Genomic DNA, 16,617 nt, shown 5'->3' with positions numbered 1-16,617 from the left:
GGGGCTTTGTCCTGCTAGCCATCCGTTTCATCCGAAAATTCAACGAGAACGGTTCTGTCGGTAACTTGCGCACCTTCCACCGAGATGTTCGCAATCACACCGTCATGCGGTGCCGATATGGTGTGTTCCATCTTCATTGCTTCAAGGACGAGCAATGGCTGGCCTTTGATGACAGCCGCTCCTTTCGCCGCGTAGACGATCTTGACAAGCCCCGGCATCGGCGCGCGCAGACTGCCTGACCCGGTAAGGAAATCGTCAGCTTGCGAAAGAGGATCGGGCACAGCAAATGTATGGCTGACAGCGCCTTCGAAGACAGTCACATGACTAGGCCAATAAACTGTGCGCGCGGTACTTTCGGGCGAAAGGGAGGCCGTATTGCCATCGACCTCAACGTCATATCGCCCGGACGGGCGCACCGATACGCGTGTGTCGATTTCACGCTCACCCAGTTTCAGGTCCAGTTGCCGCCCCATGCCGTGGAAATGAGCGTAGCCCGCAAGAGTTGACCATGGATCGTCCGAACGCTCCCGCTCGATTATACCCGAGGCGGCAAGTGCTGCGGTCGCGATCATGTCACGCGAGGGAGGCGGTGTGGCTGTCAACGCTTCCTGATGGCGCCCGATCAGACCTGTATCCACATCTCCCGAGGCAAAATCAGGGTCGCCAACGAGTGCAGCCAGAAATGCTGTATTGACCGTTGAACCAGCGACTTCCGTCCGTGCCAGTACATTTGCGAGGCCAGCTAATGCGGAGGAGCGGTCTGCGCCATGCACGACGATCTTGGCAATCATCGGGTCGTAAAGGGGGAGATGGCATCGCCAGCGGAAACGCCAGTTTCGATGCGCAGGCTCGTGCCATCAGGTGATGAAGCGGGATACGCAAGGTGATGCAGCGTACCGGTCGCCGGCAAAAAACCTTTCGCCGCATCTTCCGCATAGAGGCGTGCTTCGAAGGCATGACCATTCAAGGCAATCTCGTCCTGTCGTTTCGGCAAGGTTTCGCCTGAAGCCACCCGCAATTGCCATTCGACAAGGTCGATGCCTGTGACCATTTCCGTTACCGGATGCTCGACTTGCAAACGTGTGTTCATTTCCATGAACCAGAAGCGGTCCGTCTTGAGACCTTGCGAGGCATCGACGATAAATTCGATGGTGCCGGCCCCCGAATAGCTGATGGCTTTTGCAGCCTTGACCGCCGCCTCGGTCATCGCCTTGCGCAGTTCCGGTGTCATGCCAGGCGCGGGAGCCTCTTCAATCACCTTTTGATGACGCTCTGCGCCGAGCAATCGCGCTCGAACAGGTGAACGGCATTGCCGTAATTGTCGCCGAAAACCTGCACTTCGATATGCCGGGGCTTGTCGACATATTTTTCCACGAGAACGCGGTCGTCCCCGAATGAAGCTTTTGCTTCACGTCGTGCGCCGGACAAAGCATCAGTGAAATCGTCAGGATTATCGACACGCCGCATGCCCTTGCCGCCGCCGCCAGCCCGCGCCTTGATCAAAACGGGATAACCGATTTCGTTCGCCTTGGAGGCGAGAATGACGATGTCTTGTGCCTCGCCGTGATAGCCCGGAACAACAGGCACGCCAGCCTGCTCCATCAGCCGCTTGGCCGCGTCTTTGAGCCCCATGGCGCGGATCGCGGATGCCGACGGACCAATGAAGATCAGACCCGCAGTGATCACTTGATCGACAAATTCGGGGTTTTCAGACAGGAACCCGTATCCGGGATGAATGGCTTCTGCGCCGCTTATCTTTGCCGCAGCAATGATCTTGTCGCCGCGCAGATAGCTCTCGCCAACGGGAGAGGGGCCGATATGCACCGCTTCGTCTGCCAGTACCACATGCAGGGCCTTGGCATCTGCATCGGAGAAAACCGCGACAGTTCTGACGCCCAGTTTGCGGGCGGTACGGATGATCCGGCAGGCAATCTCGCCGCGATTGGCGATGAGGATTTTGGAGAACATTGCGCTCATCGCCATTACATCCTCAACAGGCCGAATTTCGTCTCGGATATCGGCGCGTTGAGTGCGGCAGATAGCGAGAGGCCCAGCACTTCGCGCGATTTTGCCGGATCAATGATGCCATCGTCCCAAAGGCGCGCCGAAGAATAGAGCGGATGACCTTCATACTCGTATTTCATCAGGATCGGCTTCTTGAATTTGGCCTCGTCCTCGGCGCTCCACGTTTCGCCCTTGCGTTCAATGCCCTCGCGCTTGACTAGCGCGAGCACCGTTGCAGCCTGTTCGCCACCCATTACCGAGATACGCGCGTTCGGCCACATCCACAGGAAGCGCGGTGAATAGGCGCGCCCGCACATGCCGTAATTGCCTGCGCCAAATGAGCCGCCGATAATCATTGTCACTTTCGGCACCTGCGCGGTGGCCACAGCCGTGACCAGCTTTGCACCATCCTTGGCGATGCCGCCTGCTTCGTATTTGCGCCCGACCATGAAGCCGGTGATGTTTTGCAGGAAGATCAGTGGAATTTTGCGCTGGCAGCAAAGTTCGATGAAATGCGTACCCTTGAGCGCGGATTCGGAAAACAGAACGCCATTGTTTGCAATAATGCCGACCGGCATACCGTAAAGATGGGCGAAGCCGGTCACCAGTGTTGTTCCGTAATTCTGCTTGAATTCGTCGAACTCGGAACCGTCGACGATGCGGGCAATCACCTCGCGGACATCGTAAGGTTGGCGCACATCCGCAGGTACGATGCCATAGAGGTCATGTGCTGGATAAACTGGCGGAATCGGTTTCTGTAAACTCAAGCCTACGCTCTTGTTTCGATTCAGGTTCTTCACGATCCGCCTTGTGATCGCCAAGGCGTGATTGTCGTCGAGCGCGTAATGATCGGCAACGCCGGATTCACGCGTGTGCAGGTCCGCGCCGCCGAGGTCTTCAGCCGTGACATTCTCTCCGGTCGCAGCCTTCACCAAGGGGGGACCACCCAGGAATATGGTGGCCTGCTTGCGCACCATGATCGATTCATCGGCCATCGCAGGCACATATGCGCCGCCAGCCGTGCACGATCCCATCACGCAGGCTATTTGCGGGATTCCTGCTGCCGACATATTTGCCTGATTGTAGAAAATCCGTCCGAAATGGTCACGATCTGGAAAAACCTCGTCTTGATTGGGCAGGTTTGCACCGCCGGAATCGACAAGATAAATGCAAGGCAAATTGTTTTGCAGCGCAATCTCTTGCGCACGCAGATGCTTTTTCACAGTCACCGGATAATAGGTGCCGCCTTTCACGGTAGCATCATTGATAACGATCATGACCTCATGACCTTCGACGCGGCCAATTCCGGCAATCATTCCAGCTGCCGAGATTGCATCGTTATACATCTCCCACGCAGCGAACTGGCCGATTTCAAGAAACGGCGAGCCAACGTCCAGCAGTTGCGCCAGCCGCTCGCGTGGCAATAATTTACCGCGCGAAATGTGGCGCTGGCGGGCCTCTTCCGAGCCTCCCCGCTGCACGATTTCCGCATTTTCGGAAATTTCCGCCACAAGGGCGTGCATTTTGTCCGCATTTGCCGTGAAAGTTTCGGTTGCCGGGGACAATTTGGATTGCAAAACGGCCATATTATATCTCTTCAGCCATGATTTCGCGCCCGATCAGCCAACGCCTGATTTCACTGGTGCCGGCACCGATTTCGTAAAGCTTGGCGTCGCGCAGGAGCCGGCCTGTCGGATAGTCGTTGATATAGCCATTGCCACCTAGCAACTGGATGGCGTCCAATGCCATCTGCGTCGCCTTTTCAGCCGCAAAGAGGATGCAACCCGCAGCGTCCTTGCGGGTCGTTTCGCCCCGGTCGCAGGCCGAAGCCACCGCATAGACATAGGCGCGGCAGGCATTCATCGTCGTATACATATCCGCGAGTTTGCCTTGCACGAGCTGGAAATCGCCAATCGGTCTGTCAAACTGTTTGCGCTCATGAACGTAGGGCACCGTTACATCGAGACAAGCCGCCATAATGCCAAGTGGGCCACCAGCCAACACAGTGCGCTCATAATCAAGGCCCGACATCAAAACCTCGATGCCGCGGTCCTCTTCATGCAGTATATTTTCGAATGGCACCTCGACATTGTCGAATACCAGTTCGCCCGTATTGGAACCGCGCATTCCAAGCTTGTCCAGTTTCTGCGCTACCGAAAAGCCCTTGAACGCCTTTTCAACGATGAAAGCGGTGATGCCGCGTGATTTCAGGTCGAGATCGGTTTTGGCGTAAACGACCATTGTTTCGGCATCCGGGCCGTTGGTAATCCACATTTTGGTACCATTGAGTACAAAGCGGTCGTTTTTCTTCTCGGCGCGCAGACGCATTGATACGACATCGGAACCGGATCCGGGCTCGGACATCGCAAGTGCGCCGATTTTCTCTCCGAACACAGCGCAGGCAGGTATTTCTCCTTCTGCGCAGGTGTCGCCCAACGGTTGATCTGGTTGACGCACAAATTGGAATGCGCGCCAAAGGAAAGACCGACGGAGGCTGAAGCCCGGCTGATTTCCTCCATCGCAACGACATGGGCGAGATAACCCATGCCGGTTCCCCCGAAATCGGGATCGGCTGTGATGCCGAGAAGGCCAAGCGCCCCGAGTTCTCGCCACAGATGCGGCGGAAATTCATTGCTGCGGTCGATGTCACCTGCCAGTGGCGCTATCTGTTCAGTGGCGAAACGCTGAACGAGGTCGCGCAACGCTGTGGTGTCTTCATCAAGCCCGAAGTTGAGCGCGTGCGTGTACATGGTTTTGCTCCCGGCCCATTGTTGCGCCAACGAGGCGCATTGTCATTGAAAGATATGTTTCTGTTACCCCGGTAACGGTAAGCCGCTCGCCGGGGCGGAACCAGACAATGACGCCGGTCATCATCTGGATGAGTGCCATGGCGGTCAGCCCGGTGTCCTCGATGAGGAAAGCACCGGCATCGACGCCGTCACGCAGGATCGCACGCAACTCTTTTTCATAAGTCGCGCGCAGCTTGAGTATCTGTGTCAGCCGCTCGTGCGACAGGCTGCGCAATTCCATGTTGGATATGTGGGTAGCGGAACGCCGCTCAATATGGAAAGCGATGTGATTGGTGACATAGGCAACGAGCCGGGCACCGGCCTCCGCCGAGGCAGGACGCGTTGCATTCCATGCCTTCAGTAGTGCATCCATATGTTCACGCATCAAGATGAACAGAAGATCTTCCTTGGTTGGGAAGTAGCGATAAAGCGCTGCTGCCTGCACACCAACCTCTGCTGCCAGTTGCCGCATCGAGACGGCTTCATAGCCGTGGCGCGCAATCAGTTCGACTGCCGCATTGCGGATGGCCGCTTCAGTCTTTTCGCCATCGGAACCGGTTGTTCGCGCCATTTTCCCCTCACATTGCAAAATAATAAAACAAACGTTCAATTAATTCAAGATATGGAAATCGGCGCGCACAAGTTCGTTTTATAAATAGCATGGCTGTTGGCCTGAAGCCGACTTGGCTTGGCTGGGGAGGGGCAGACGCTTTCGCCGCTCTATGCCGGGCGCTTTCCCGTCAAACCGATGCCGCCGGCTGTCAACGACAGGGCCACGAGCCCAAAAGCGATGAGGCTAGGCGGGTGGGATGGTACATCGCGCCACATCGGCGAAACGATCTCGGCGGTATTGAACGCTTCGCCGCTGAATTGGCATTGCACGAATGACGCACGCTTGCGCACCATATCGGCATCGATACGCGAGATCAGCGCTTCGACCGCCCCCGTGTTGGTTTCCATGCCGCGCATATGAAGCAGAAGCGCATGGACCGCCGAAAGATAGGCGTGGCTGCACTCATTGAATGGGCTGCTTTCGTCGCGCAGGCTGGCCGGGACCAGTCCCCATAGGCAGTAGGTGAACTGGATATTGCCAAAATTGAGCAATCGTCTGAAGGTTTCGTCTGTGACGTTTTGGCGTTCTGCCAACTCCAGTATATCGCCTCTATAAGTCGCGATCACCGCCATTTGACCGTGCGAAAGGCCGGGAATGGCAAGCCCGCTTTCATTTCCGCCCGTGCTGGAGCGATGCGCAAAGGCCGAGGCAGAGACGAAACACGACAGTGTTAAAGTGCAAACGAGGAAACTGGCCCGCCGCAGCCGCATCATTGTCAGCGCGTTGACCGGCTGACGGACCGGCGGCCTGCAAAACTGCGCTCAGCCACGACACCGAAGCCAAGCCCGATCACAGTCCACAAGACGGCATGCATGCCGAGTGATGATGTACGAAAACGCCATAGAAGATCAGCCGAATAGCCATCTGGCACCTCGTTGATCGTCGGCAAGGCATATTGCGCCGCCGCGATCGAACCAACGAAGGCCGCCGCGCCGATTAACCCGGCGTTCCATGCGCCATGCTGTGCCCAAAGGCGGCGCGCCAAGGCAATTGATGCGGTAGCCGCAGCCACGGAAAACACCAGCATGACGAAGAACAGCTCGGTACGCGCCGCAATCGTGTCGCCGCTGCCGACTGCTGGAGGTGTTGCAGGATATTTTATTGCAGGCGCAAGAACCACGGCAACAAATGCTGCCAGCGCAAGCAACGCCGCCGTGGCGCGTGGTTCCAGCGTGCTGATCCGTCCTTGAACATAGGCGAAAACGAGCGCGAAAAGGCCGCCGATGGCCGCGCCATAGATGACCGAGCCTACCAGCAGACCGATACCAGCCTGCGTGCTTCTGCTGATTGCTTCGGGTTCTGCCTCGGCTTGCGCGCCGTCTGCCACCGCCATCTGTTCTTCATAGGCAATGGCGCGTTCAACCTGTGGTTCGCCGAAAATACGGGCAAAGCCGAACGCAAACAAACCGGCAAGGATGCCAACAAGCATCCCGCGAAGGAGAAGATTGCCAACCATGACTTACAGCCTTTCGAGCAATTTCAGGAAAAGCGAAAACCCGTTTCTCATCCAAAATCGCGTGAAAATAAAAGATTGGGGCGGATTACCGGCTCAATCAAAATCGAAACTGCATTAATGGCAGGGGAAGCCGAGCAGATGGCGGGCATCATGAACGAATTCATGCGTATTCAGACCACTGATAAGCGTCGTCGCGCCTTCTTCCGCACCAATGAAATAGATGGCAAGCATCAACAAAAGGCCGCCAAAAATCGCCCATGGCAAAATTTCCCGGACGGGAATCGGAGCAGTGTGAATGACAGGTGCGAGGGTCGTGTCGGACATGGTGCGTCTCCTGGGATGCTGCGTCCCGTTAATAGAAAGCGTACGCAACGAGAGAAGGCCTGACTTCCGGCAAAATGTAATTTTGCCGATCACAGTGGCGCGACCGTGCTGGAATTTCACCAGCTTCCAATCTCGTAACGTAAACAACCGTATCCGGCACTTATGAGGCTGTCAACGGATTGCAGATGATACACCGCATGATCTTTGCTGGACCACTGGGGAACATAAGGCCACCTCAATTGGTGAGATGTTGACGATCAAACCATGCCCGCACCACCGCAATGATTTCCTTGAAAAGAGGTGGTCCTGGTGCGCTTCAGCTTTTGATGAAATCAATGAGCCGTTCCAACTATTTGTTTTCAGGCAATCATGGGCGGAAAATCGGAGGTCGCTCTTCCTGAAATTGCTATAATGTGCCACCGAATTCGCTCGAATCCATTGAGGCATTTTTCATGAGCGCACGCCTGTCGATGATTTGCTGTGGTGCAACAGCGGCAACGCGCAATGGTTCGTTTCCGCTGGATGAACCTTTGGAGAATTCGCGTGCGGCGCCGCCGTTGGACGGCTTGGGTTTGCGCTTGCGACACATCGAACGGGTATGGACCAGCCCGACACGTCGGGCGCGCCAGACTACGCAGGCATTGTCGCTGGATGGGATCGACAATGGCTCCCTGCGCGATCAGGATTTCGGCATTTGGGCGGGCAAGAGCCTTGCCGAAGTCGAAAAAGCGCAGCCCCACGCCATTGTGCAATGGCGCGCGGATAGTTCCGCTGCACCGCATGGCGGCGAATCACTTGCCGATCTTTCGCAGCGCGTCGCAGCTTTGATGGATGGTTTGCTGGGTGAGCGTGGCCATACAGTTGCAATCACCCATGCGGCGGTGATGCGCGCTGCCATGCTTCACGTGCTGGAGGCGCCGCTGCAAGCTTTCTGGAACATCGACATCGAACCCTTCAGCATGATCGCATTCTCAAACAACGGAAATCGCTGGACCTTTCGAGCGGTCAACCAATTCGTATCGAAACGTGCAGGCCGTGACGAAGTTCAGCCAGCTACTGCGGCCAATGCGCCGGGAAGTTCTTCGGCAAGAATATCGAGTTCGTGATCGAGGCCGACACTGACCCTTATGCAGCGGTCGAGGCCGGGCGCCATTGGCTTGCGAATGAAAACGTCGCGTGCAAGCAGCGCCTGGAGCAGCTTGAGGGCGAATGCACCATCGCGTCCGCAGTCGATTGTTACGAAATTGGTCGCCGAAGACAGAGGAACAAGGCCGTTCCCGGTGGCGATCTCGGCAATTCGCTTTCGGCCGGTTGCGACACGCGCAACGACGCTTTGCAGATAGGGTTGATCGCCAAGGGCGGCTTCGCCGGCGATTTGCGCCATGCGGCTGACGCCGTAATGATTGCGGATTTTCTCGAAATCGGCAATTGACCGCGCTTCGCCAATGGCATAGCCGCAGCGAATACCGGCAAGGCCATACGCTTTTGAGAATGTGCGCATCCGCAGGATGTTCGGTCGCGTAACATCGAGTGCGGGCAGCGCCGAGGCCGGTCCCAATTCGCCATAAGCCTCGTCGAGCACCAGCAACGTGGTTTCGGGCAGGGCTGCGATAAAGAGATCCAATTCCGAGTGATCCCACCAACTCCCCATCGGATTGTCCGGGTTGGACAGATAGACCAGCGGTGCATTTTCCCGGCGCACAGCCGCCAGCAGGCCATCGAGGCTTTCGCGATCGTCCTCATAAGGTACGGCGACAAGCCTGCCGCCAACGCCCGCAATGTGGAAATTGAAGGTGGGATATGCGCCGAGCGAAGTCACGACGGCGTCGCCTGGTGCAACATACATGTGGGCTATCAGGCCAAGCAGGCCGTCAATGCCTTCACCAATCACGACATTTTGCGTGGCCACGCCAAGATGCGCCGCCAATGCCGCTTTGAGATCGTGATTGTCGGGGTCGCAATACATCCACATGTCGCGCCCAGCATCTGCCATTTTGGCGATCACATGCGGAGAAGGCCCAAAGCTGCTTTCATTGGCACCCATGCGCGCCCGAAAGGCACGCCCGCTCGCCCGCTCCTGCGCTTCCGGCCCGACAAACGGAACGGTGGCGGGCAGCAAGCCGACAATCGGTGTAAGGGCAGGGCGTTTGCGCATGGGTAGAAGCCTGATTTATCGCGGTTCTAGAACATCGGAATGAAAAGTGGAATCCGATTTTCGCTAATACCCGACGCTCGATCAAAGAAATAGAGCGTTGGCAAAGGGGTTGATCGCTGGGCGATTGCGTGGGCGTTCGTCGTGCAACGTGACCCGGATAGACAGGTTGAGAACGCCAACCACAATTGGATAGGGTTGGCATACAGTTGGTGAATCTCTATGTCTAAACTAAAAAACTATTTATAAACAATATGTTATATTAAAATTATGGCGAACGCTATCTTGGTGGCGGAGAGGATGGCATCTCAACCTACTTTCCACAAGATACCACACGAAGCCGTAAGTATCAGTATTTACATGCAGTTAGCTGCATGTTGAAAGCAATTGCGTTTCACAATATTCCCCTTGATGGACGGCCAATCGTGGGGCAAACTGTGGGGCATGGCAGGTCTGAGCATTAAGAAATTACGGGAGTTGATTACGCCCGGACGATACGCGGACGGCGGAGGGCTCTACCTGCATGTACGGGAAGGGGGTCTCGTCAATGGCTTCTCCGCGTCACCGTGCAAGGTAGGCGAAAGGACATCGGCCTTGGCTCCGCATCCGTCGTGACGCTCGCCGAGGCGCGTGATCTAGCCCACGCGATGCGGAAGGCAGCACGTGAGGGCGTGGACCCGCTGCATGAGCGCCGACGCAACAAGACAATCCCGACCTACCGGGAGGCGGCCCAGCAGGTCTGGGAGGCGAACCGCAAGACATGGCGGAACCCGAAGCACGCCGATCAGTGGATCAACACGCAGACCACCTATGCCTTCTCGACCATCGGGAACCTCCGCGTTGATCAGATCAGCAGCCGCCATGTCCTCGACGTGCTCATGCCCATCTGGTTGGTGAAGGAGGAGACCGCGCGGCGGCTGAAGCAGCGTATGCGCATGGTGTTCGACTGGGCAAAGGCCGCCGGTCACCGTTCCGGTGATAGCCCGATGGAGGGGGTCGACAAGGCGCTCCCGAGACAATCGCACGGCGTCAAGCATCACGAAGCGCTGCCGTGGCAGGCTGTGCCCGAATTCGTTTGCGCCCTTCGAGATCGCGAGGACGGTGCGGTGTCAGCCAAGGCGCTCCAGTTCGTGATCTTGACGGCATTACGGTCCAGCGAGGTACGGCTCGCCACATGGGCTGAAATTGACTGGACCAGCGGCGTGTGGACTGTGCCAGCGGCACGTATGAAGATGAAGCGCGAGCATCGCGTACCGCTCGCCCCGGAGGCAATGGCCGTTCTGGAAAATTGCAGGGAATATGTAGGGCCGTTTATTTTTCCCGGCGATAAGACCGACAGGCCGTTGTCGAACATGGCGTTTGCCAAGCTGATCGAGCGCATGGGCCGGTCAGGCTTCACGCCTCATGGCTTTCGGTCATCGTTCCGCGATTGGTGCTCCGAGAACAACGCTGCGCCACGCGAGATTGCAGAGATGGCGCTGGCGCACAAGGTGGGTGACAAGACCGAGCTGGCCTACGCGCGATCCGACCTGCTGGAACGGCGGCGGGAATTGATGACAAAGTGGGCGGCGTATGTGTTCAGCAGTGATAGGGCCAACGCCGAGGCCGGAAGCACGACCCAATGACCAGCCCCTTCAAAAACTACGCAGACATTACCCGATCTCTCGCAAAGATCGCGAAGGGCAGCGGCTCCCCGGCGGACATCCTCCTGCATGCAATGATGGCAGCCATGCCGAAGAACGCGAGCCAGATGGCGAAAGAAACATACGATGCCCTACGTGATCGGTTTCGCTCGAAACCCGTCGGGGGACCAGATGGCGCGTGGCACAATCTCATCTCGTTGCAGCGCGATTACGTCCGCTACGTCCTTGTTCGCCGGTATCGTGCCGCAGGACACAAAGGCTTGGTCCCCTTCCATATGGCCAGCGAATATCTCGTCGGCGACAACCATGCTGATTGGACCACCGTCCGACGCTCGTACTACGCTGTTAAGAAGCTGCTCATGCAGCCCGGAATGGAGATGTTCTGCTGGGGCCTCGAATATAACTTCCAGATCGCCCTCTACGGCGATGAGGCTCCTCCCCTTCTTCAATTGTCGAACTCGATTACATGCAGGAGCTGACGGGCGATCTTTCGCAAAATTAGTCCCGCGATTGCGATAGATATGTGGCGGAACCTCTGGTGACCTCCACGGCATCATCAACAGCGAGGATGCCCTCAAATGAATTACCAAACTTCAATTGCACAGAACCTGCGCACTACCGCTGCCGCCAGATACCTCGGACTATCTGTTTCGGCGCTGGCGAAAATGCGGATGAGGGGCGACGGGCCACCTTATGTGAAGCTTGGTCGTCGGATCGTCATCTACAGGCTCGCCGAACTGTCAGCGTGGATGGACGAGCGAGAGCGGCTGTCAACGGCACAATGATCGCTATCGCCACGGCAAACCATCGACAGGAGGTCAGGAAATGAAAACGCCGAAACAAAATCCGTTGCAAGGTGTGTGCAATCGAATGGCAAGCACCATAGCGGCTGGTGCTGTTCTCTATCGAGCGAATTATTGGATGGAGAAGGCCAGCATCGACGTTTTCGATGATGGTCGCATTTGGATCGCCAAAAGGGCTGACGTGTGGTGTCAGGAAACCGGCCTGTCAACCGATCAATACCGGCGTGCCATTACCAGTCTGCGTCGGAGCGACCTGATTGAGACAACGCAGGCCCATTTTGGCCGCCACCGCATCACCCATCTGCGTCTTACCGACAAAGCCATTGACCTCATCCGTACTGGGGTGATGGCCGTTTACGCAGGCGCTGTCGGGTCAAATCGGGTACGCGACAGGAGGCGCGCGCCTCCGATAAGCGCACCTTTGCCAAGCAGAGATGCGCAACTAGGCGATGGGTCGGAACGCGCAGCACCGATGCGCAAATCTGCGCATCTCTGTGAAAAGAGAGAAGATAACAAGGAAAGAAACAAGGAAAAGCAAAGCGGTTCGCTGAGCGATACCGCATTCGATCCCGAAAGCTCTACACAAGGATTTCGAGGAAGAAATATTATAGAAGAGACTTGGAAGAACGAAGTGGGGACACGCTTTGATCGGCATGTCACGCTAACGCTGGCCAACCGGAAACAACTGCAACAATTCGCAATGAGGTGCCCGGAAGGATCAGGGAACGTGGTACTGGTCGAGGTTGTTTCCTCGTGGAATGCGTTCACCTCTCTCGCTAGAGACGAAGCAGGGGCATTCAACATGCCCCAGGTGCCGCAAGTCGAATTTCTACTAAAATTCACTGACGTCGCCGTTTCTATGTGGCAACGACGACATCAGCGGGCTAGTCAAAATCTTGATCAGGAAAAGCGAGAAAAACTTGGACGAGAAAAGCGCCAGGAAAGCATTAATCGCATGATTTCGGAACAGCGAGAACGAGCTGAAGTAGAGGAGCGATTGTTGCCAACACTCGACACGATTGAGTTGAGCGACGAGGAAGAGGATGAGCGGCGTGACGGAAAATGGGAGGTGGCCCATGAAATAGACGTAGCCGCTCCTCCGAGCATCGTGATGTTCGGTGATGTACCATGGTCGCATGTACCTGCCGAAGTCCGGGGAGCTGATAACGAAATCGCTCATCGCAGACTTTTTGTCAGGCATGTTATCGCTCCCAGGCGCGGCCTCACCGAACCATCGCACCGTAGATCATAGCACTGTCTTGATTGATTAATTTGTCCATTTTTCCGTCAAATGTGCCTAGACAAGCGAGAGGGCCATATGTGTGCTAAGACCCATCCACCCCTTGTCCGGGCACATTGTCTGGAAAAGGAAGTAGACAAGGAGAGTTTCGGACTGACTACGCCCGGCGCGCTAATAAAACCATAGGGTAAGTGACCGTTTGCGGGGCCACAAAATGATGCCACATTGAGGCACGTGCTGGCGAGACGCGGTGCCCGCTGAATTTCTCCTTTTCCTAGCCCGGTTCTTAGCTAAAGTTCGTAGTGGGTTCGGATGATCCAGCCCCCTCCCGGCAAACAAGCCATGGAGGGCGACTTGAACGGACCAGAAATTGTTGTGTCGGTATTGGCCGACATCGAACGCGACATTCAACATCATCACCCAGAGCATCCAGCCAGCATTCCGGCGATAGTTTCACCGGGGGTCGCTGCCGCCCTGTTACAGAAATCCATAAGGCGCGGTCGAACTGATCTCGCGCTTGCCGCCGCAGCCCACTTTCTGAAAGGTGCGAAGGAACGGCTCTGGCGCAGGCTCGTCATCATCGCGGTCGAAGACATTGGCCTTGGCGACCTCGACGCGGTGTATCAGACCATTGCCGCTGCATCGCATCGACGGCGTCTGGAACAACGTTTTGGTGAGGACCGCCTTGCTGGCCTGATCATCACCCGGCTGGCATCGGCAGAGAAATGCCGCTCCTGTGACGATCTATACGTCTCAACGGAAGACGTTCCGAGATGGCGCGAGGACAGGCTGGAACTTGCCGAACTACCCATGTGTGACCTGTACGATCTAATTGCAGCGGATGAGACGATAGAACGCCGCGCCATAGCGGTGCGCTACTTGATGGGAACTGACATGGTGACCAGCAGCAATTTGGAGAGACGTCGAGGGCGTCCACAGGCCCTGTTCGATATGTTGTGCGAGATTGCCCCACACAGCCTCGGCAAGATTGCACGCGAGGCATACCGTCTGACCCGCGAACCGTTCACTGCCTTCCTGCCATTGCTGCATCGGAAACTCGACGGCAGCGAGGCCGAACTTTGCACCGACCCATTTCCACCCGAGGAAAATATAGGCGGCGTGCCAAGCTGGGCGCTAGACGGCTTTAGCCGGGAAGGCCGCAGGGCGCTGGTACGCTTCCTCAACACAGATTGCGCTACCGCTCAATGGATACGGACGCATGTTGCATCGGGTGACCGGATGAACGTCTTGCGACATGCGCAATTCCGGGTCGAGGCGGGGCTTGTCGTGGATCGCATGATCTGGACGACAGGAGAACGGTTACGACGGCAAGCTGATTTCGATAGCTGGCCGTTTCCGCCCGAAGACGCCGCGACCCTGCTCACCCTGTTGCAGAGTGACGTCAACTTCCTGAATGACGCGCGGGAGGCGACTTATGGGCATTGAGCGCGTCGGCCACACCCAGCAGAAAATCGACGGTTCGGTAAAATGCGAGCCGTTGGTAAAATCGGAATTTAATCCGAGTGTCGGTATGCTTGATTGCACAGGATGGATGGCAGCATTGAAAGAAACATCCTGTGCAATTAATTGCACTGACCATCGTCGGACAGGTGCGCCTACATTCGAGCGAGAAGTACCTACCTCGCAATTTCCAGCCCTACCAGCGGCCATCAGAGAACTGGTCAACAACTCCATCAGTGGAGCGACCAAACGAGCCTATGGGGCTGATCTGCGTCATTTCGAGGCGTGGGGCGGCATGATCCCTTCCTCACCAGAGCGGATCGCAGAATACCTTGCTGCACTCTCAGTCACTCATGGCGCGGCAACAATCACACGGCGATTGTCATCATTGACCAAGGCGCACCGCGCCATAGGAGCCGACAGTCCGTGTGGAACTGAAGTCGTGAAGGCGACAATGCGTGGGATCAAACGCACAATCGGCACCGCCCAGCGCGAGGCCAAGCCGATCTTGCGAGAAGACTTGTTCGAGATATTGGCTCAGATGGGCAACAGAACGAAAGACGTGCGGGACAAAGCGTTGTTGCTCATCGGCTTCGCGGGCGCGTTCAGACGTTCCGAGTTGGTGGGCCTGGACGTTGCCGACATCGAGCATGTGCGACAGGGCATTGTCATCAACTTGCGCAAATCAAAATCGGACCAGAATGGCCGGGGGCGCAAGATCGGCATCCCGTTCGGAAGAACCCGATGGTGTCCGGTCAAGCATCTAGCCAACTGGCTAGATCACGCCGGTATCGAGGATGGCCCGATCTTTCGTTGCGTCAATCGTCATGGCCACATCTCTGCACAGCGACTGTCCGGTGAAGCGTTGTCTATTATCGTAAAGGCACTGGCAGGCTCGGCGGGCTTCGACACCAATCCTTACAAGCGGTCATAGCCTCCGCGCCGGTTTGGCCACCAGTGCGGCTATGGCAGGCACAAGCACGTGGAAAATCCGCCAGCAAACCGGCCATGCTTCCGATGCGATGCTCAACCGCTACATTCGTGATGGTGACATGTTCACCGAAAATGCGGCGGCGATCCTATGACCGATTGCGCAACGCGGCTTCTACCACCCCCGTGATCCAGCGCAGATCGTTAGCCGATAGACCTGCAAGCCGTGTCGTTAAGTCGATCATTGGACCCCGGTTTATCGCCCCTTTCGGGATTTCGCTGGTGAAAAGTTTGGCAGGATCAACACCGAGAGCCTCCGCTAGACGTTCAATGACCGGGTAGCGGGCGTCTGTAACAACAGTTTCGATTTTGAACGCAATGTTTGCATTCAGTTCAACCGTTTTGACCAGTGCCTCATGAGTGATGAAAATCCGCTCTGGATAGGTGGCAACGAGACTGCCGAACCCATTTCGTAGACACGGCCATGTTGCCTCCCGGTGAAGGAGCAGGCGAGCAGACAATCGAGCAGCGATGATGCTATTTCGACTTATGATAAATTCCGTAATCCATTTGCAAGTTAACGTAAGTACAATCCGAAAAGAGAAGAAGTCGAAATTGCTTACGAGATTTCATATGACCCGTGTACTCCTGTTGAACATAAACTTTTGGCTCATCGCTATGGCGTTTAATTTTGGTTCTGTCACCGAGGGCAGGACAGCCGAGTTCAGCCCTCAGATGGATGCGTACATGAGCTGCTGGTCGGATCAGATCAAGCAGTATGCCCACCCCGATGAAGCCGAAGACCTCTGTTACAGCCAGAAGGACGACGCAATCAAGGCTGATGGTGTCGAGCAGGTAGCGGCGGTCAGTCAGTATATGACCACGCAGTACAATAACAGCGAAGGCCGTACTCCCGAGGAAGAAGAACCAGAGGGCAATCCGAATGTGCAGTCAGCCCCTATCGACCTCCCAGCTTGCGCGAACATCATGGACGTTGATCGTTGGATCAACCTGTACAGTGCAAGAAGGATGGACTTGGCCAACCAGTTGTCATGCATCGTCGTGAAACGAGATACGAAGGTGACACTGATGAGCAAAGTCGCGGACTACAAAGAAATGGCGATAGACACGCCAAGCGGTACCCTCGCTCTCTGGGTGCCCGGTTGGTACTTCCACTAAGGGGACGCAATGACAGATGTGGC

15 protein-coding genes, 2 pseudogenes and 1 riboswitch are annotated in these 16,617 nt (G+C 56.3%); of the genes and pseudogenes, 8 read left to right on the top strand and 9 right to left on the bottom strand.

The annotated features are described in order from the left end of the window. Positions 1–14: 14 nt before the first annotated feature. The 7 genes and pseudogenes from AC0L7S_RS01960 to AC0L7S_RS01930 form a co-directional block, all read right to left on the bottom strand. Positions 15–1,968, bottom strand: a pseudogene (locus tag AC0L7S_RS01960) (acetyl/propionyl/methylcrotonyl-CoA carboxylase subunit alpha). A 14-nt stretch (positions 1,969–1,982) separates the two neighbouring features. Next, the gene (locus AC0L7S_RS01955) at positions 1,983–3,590 is read right to left on the bottom strand and encodes a carboxyl transferase domain-containing protein (RefSeq protein ID WP_473472831.1); all 1,608 of its coding nucleotides are present in this window, start codon (positions 3,588–3,590) and stop codon (positions 1,983–1,985) included. A gap of 1 nt (position 3,591) precedes the next feature. After that, positions 3,592–4,754: pseudogene (locus AC0L7S_RS01950) on the bottom strand (isovaleryl-CoA dehydrogenase). Next, positions 4,723–5,364, bottom strand: a complete 642-nt coding sequence (locus AC0L7S_RS01945) for a TetR/AcrR family transcriptional regulator (RefSeq protein WP_473472830.1) — start codon at positions 5,362–5,364, stop codon at positions 4,723–4,725. Before AC0L7S_RS01945 ends, AC0L7S_RS01950 begins: the two are co-directional and overlap by 32 nt. Positions 5,365–5,513: 149 nt before the next feature. Further along, complete coding sequence (locus AC0L7S_RS01940; protein ID WP_473472829.1) at positions 5,514–6,119, bottom strand: hypothetical protein; 606 nt, start codon at positions 6,117–6,119, stop codon at positions 5,514–5,516. Between the two features lie 2 nt (positions 6,120–6,121). Continuing rightward, positions 6,122–6,862, bottom strand: coding sequence for a CbtA family protein (locus AC0L7S_RS01935; RefSeq protein ID WP_473472828.1), 741 nt, complete (start codon positions 6,860–6,862; stop codon positions 6,122–6,124). A gap of 114 nt (positions 6,863–6,976) precedes the next feature. Then, positions 6,977–7,186, bottom strand: a complete 210-nt coding sequence (locus AC0L7S_RS01930; RefSeq protein WP_473472827.1) for a CbtB domain-containing protein — start codon at positions 7,184–7,186, stop codon at positions 6,977–6,979. A 4-nt stretch (positions 7,187–7,190) separates the two neighbouring features. Beyond that, positions 7,191–7,339: riboswitch (adenosylcobalamin (AdoCbl) riboswitch) on the bottom strand. 299 nt (positions 7,340–7,638) lie between these two features. Here AC0L7S_RS01930 and AC0L7S_RS01925 point away from each other — a divergent pair. Then, on the top strand, positions 7,639–8,292 hold the full coding sequence (locus tag AC0L7S_RS01925) for a histidine phosphatase family protein (protein ID WP_473472826.1): 654 nt from the start codon (positions 7,639–7,641) through the stop codon (positions 8,290–8,292). Here the strand turns inward: AC0L7S_RS01925 and AC0L7S_RS01920 are convergent. After that, a complete protein-coding gene (locus AC0L7S_RS01920) occupies positions 8,232–9,341 on the bottom strand; it encodes a pyridoxal phosphate-dependent aminotransferase (protein ID WP_473472825.1) in 1,110 nt (369 codons plus the stop codon). The two genes, AC0L7S_RS01925 and AC0L7S_RS01920, sit on opposite strands and share 61 nt — an antisense overlap. 563 nt (positions 9,342–9,904) lie before the next feature. Here AC0L7S_RS01920 and AC0L7S_RS01915 point away from each other — a divergent pair. From AC0L7S_RS01915 to AC0L7S_RS01890, 6 genes are all read left to right on the top strand, one after another. Beyond that, positions 9,905–10,963: a tyrosine-type recombinase/integrase gene (locus tag AC0L7S_RS01915; RefSeq protein ID WP_473472824.1), complete on the top strand. Its 1,059-nt coding sequence runs from the start codon at positions 9,905–9,907 to the stop codon at positions 10,961–10,963. Further along, entirely contained in the window at positions 10,960–11,460 is a 501-nt protein-coding gene (locus tag AC0L7S_RS01910; protein WP_473472823.1) for a hypothetical protein, read from the top strand. The genes AC0L7S_RS01915 and AC0L7S_RS01910 overlap by 4 nt, the downstream gene beginning before the upstream one ends. 99 nt (positions 11,461–11,559) lie before the next feature. Further along, positions 11,560–11,766, top strand: coding sequence for a helix-turn-helix transcriptional regulator (locus AC0L7S_RS01905; protein ID WP_473472822.1), 207 nt, complete (start codon positions 11,560–11,562; stop codon positions 11,764–11,766). Between the two features lie 40 nt (positions 11,767–11,806). After that, on the top strand, positions 11,807–13,036 hold the full coding sequence (locus tag AC0L7S_RS01900; protein ID WP_473472821.1) for a hypothetical protein: 1,230 nt from the start codon (positions 11,807–11,809) through the stop codon (positions 13,034–13,036). 342 nt (positions 13,037–13,378) lie between these two features. Beyond that, the gene (locus AC0L7S_RS01895; protein ID WP_473472820.1) at positions 13,379–14,470 is read left to right on the top strand and encodes a hypothetical protein; all 1,092 of its coding nucleotides are present in this window, start codon (positions 13,379–13,381) and stop codon (positions 14,468–14,470) included. Further along, entirely contained in the window at positions 14,460–15,419 is a 960-nt protein-coding gene (locus AC0L7S_RS01890) for a site-specific integrase (RefSeq protein ID WP_473472819.1), read from the top strand. The genes AC0L7S_RS01895 and AC0L7S_RS01890 overlap by 11 nt, the downstream gene beginning before the upstream one ends. A gap of 145 nt (positions 15,420–15,564) precedes the next feature. On the opposite strand, the gene AC0L7S_RS01885 is transcribed toward AC0L7S_RS01890, so the two are convergent. After that, positions 15,565–15,936 carry a hypothetical protein gene (locus tag AC0L7S_RS01885; protein ID WP_473472818.1) on the bottom strand — a complete coding sequence of 124 codons (372 nt, stop codon included), beginning with the start codon at positions 15,934–15,936 and terminating at the stop codon, positions 15,565–15,567. Positions 15,937–16,048: 112 nt separating this feature from the next. On the opposite strand from AC0L7S_RS01885, the gene AC0L7S_RS01880 reads away from it, so the two are divergent. Then, positions 16,049–16,594, top strand: a complete 546-nt coding sequence (locus tag AC0L7S_RS01880; protein ID WP_473472817.1) for a hypothetical protein — start codon at positions 16,049–16,051, stop codon at positions 16,592–16,594. Positions 16,595–16,617: the final 23 nt, after the last annotated feature.

This window comes from Mesorhizobium sp. G2-6-1, assembly GCF_055809095.1.
This window is presented reverse-complemented; position numbering and strand designations above follow the sequence as displayed.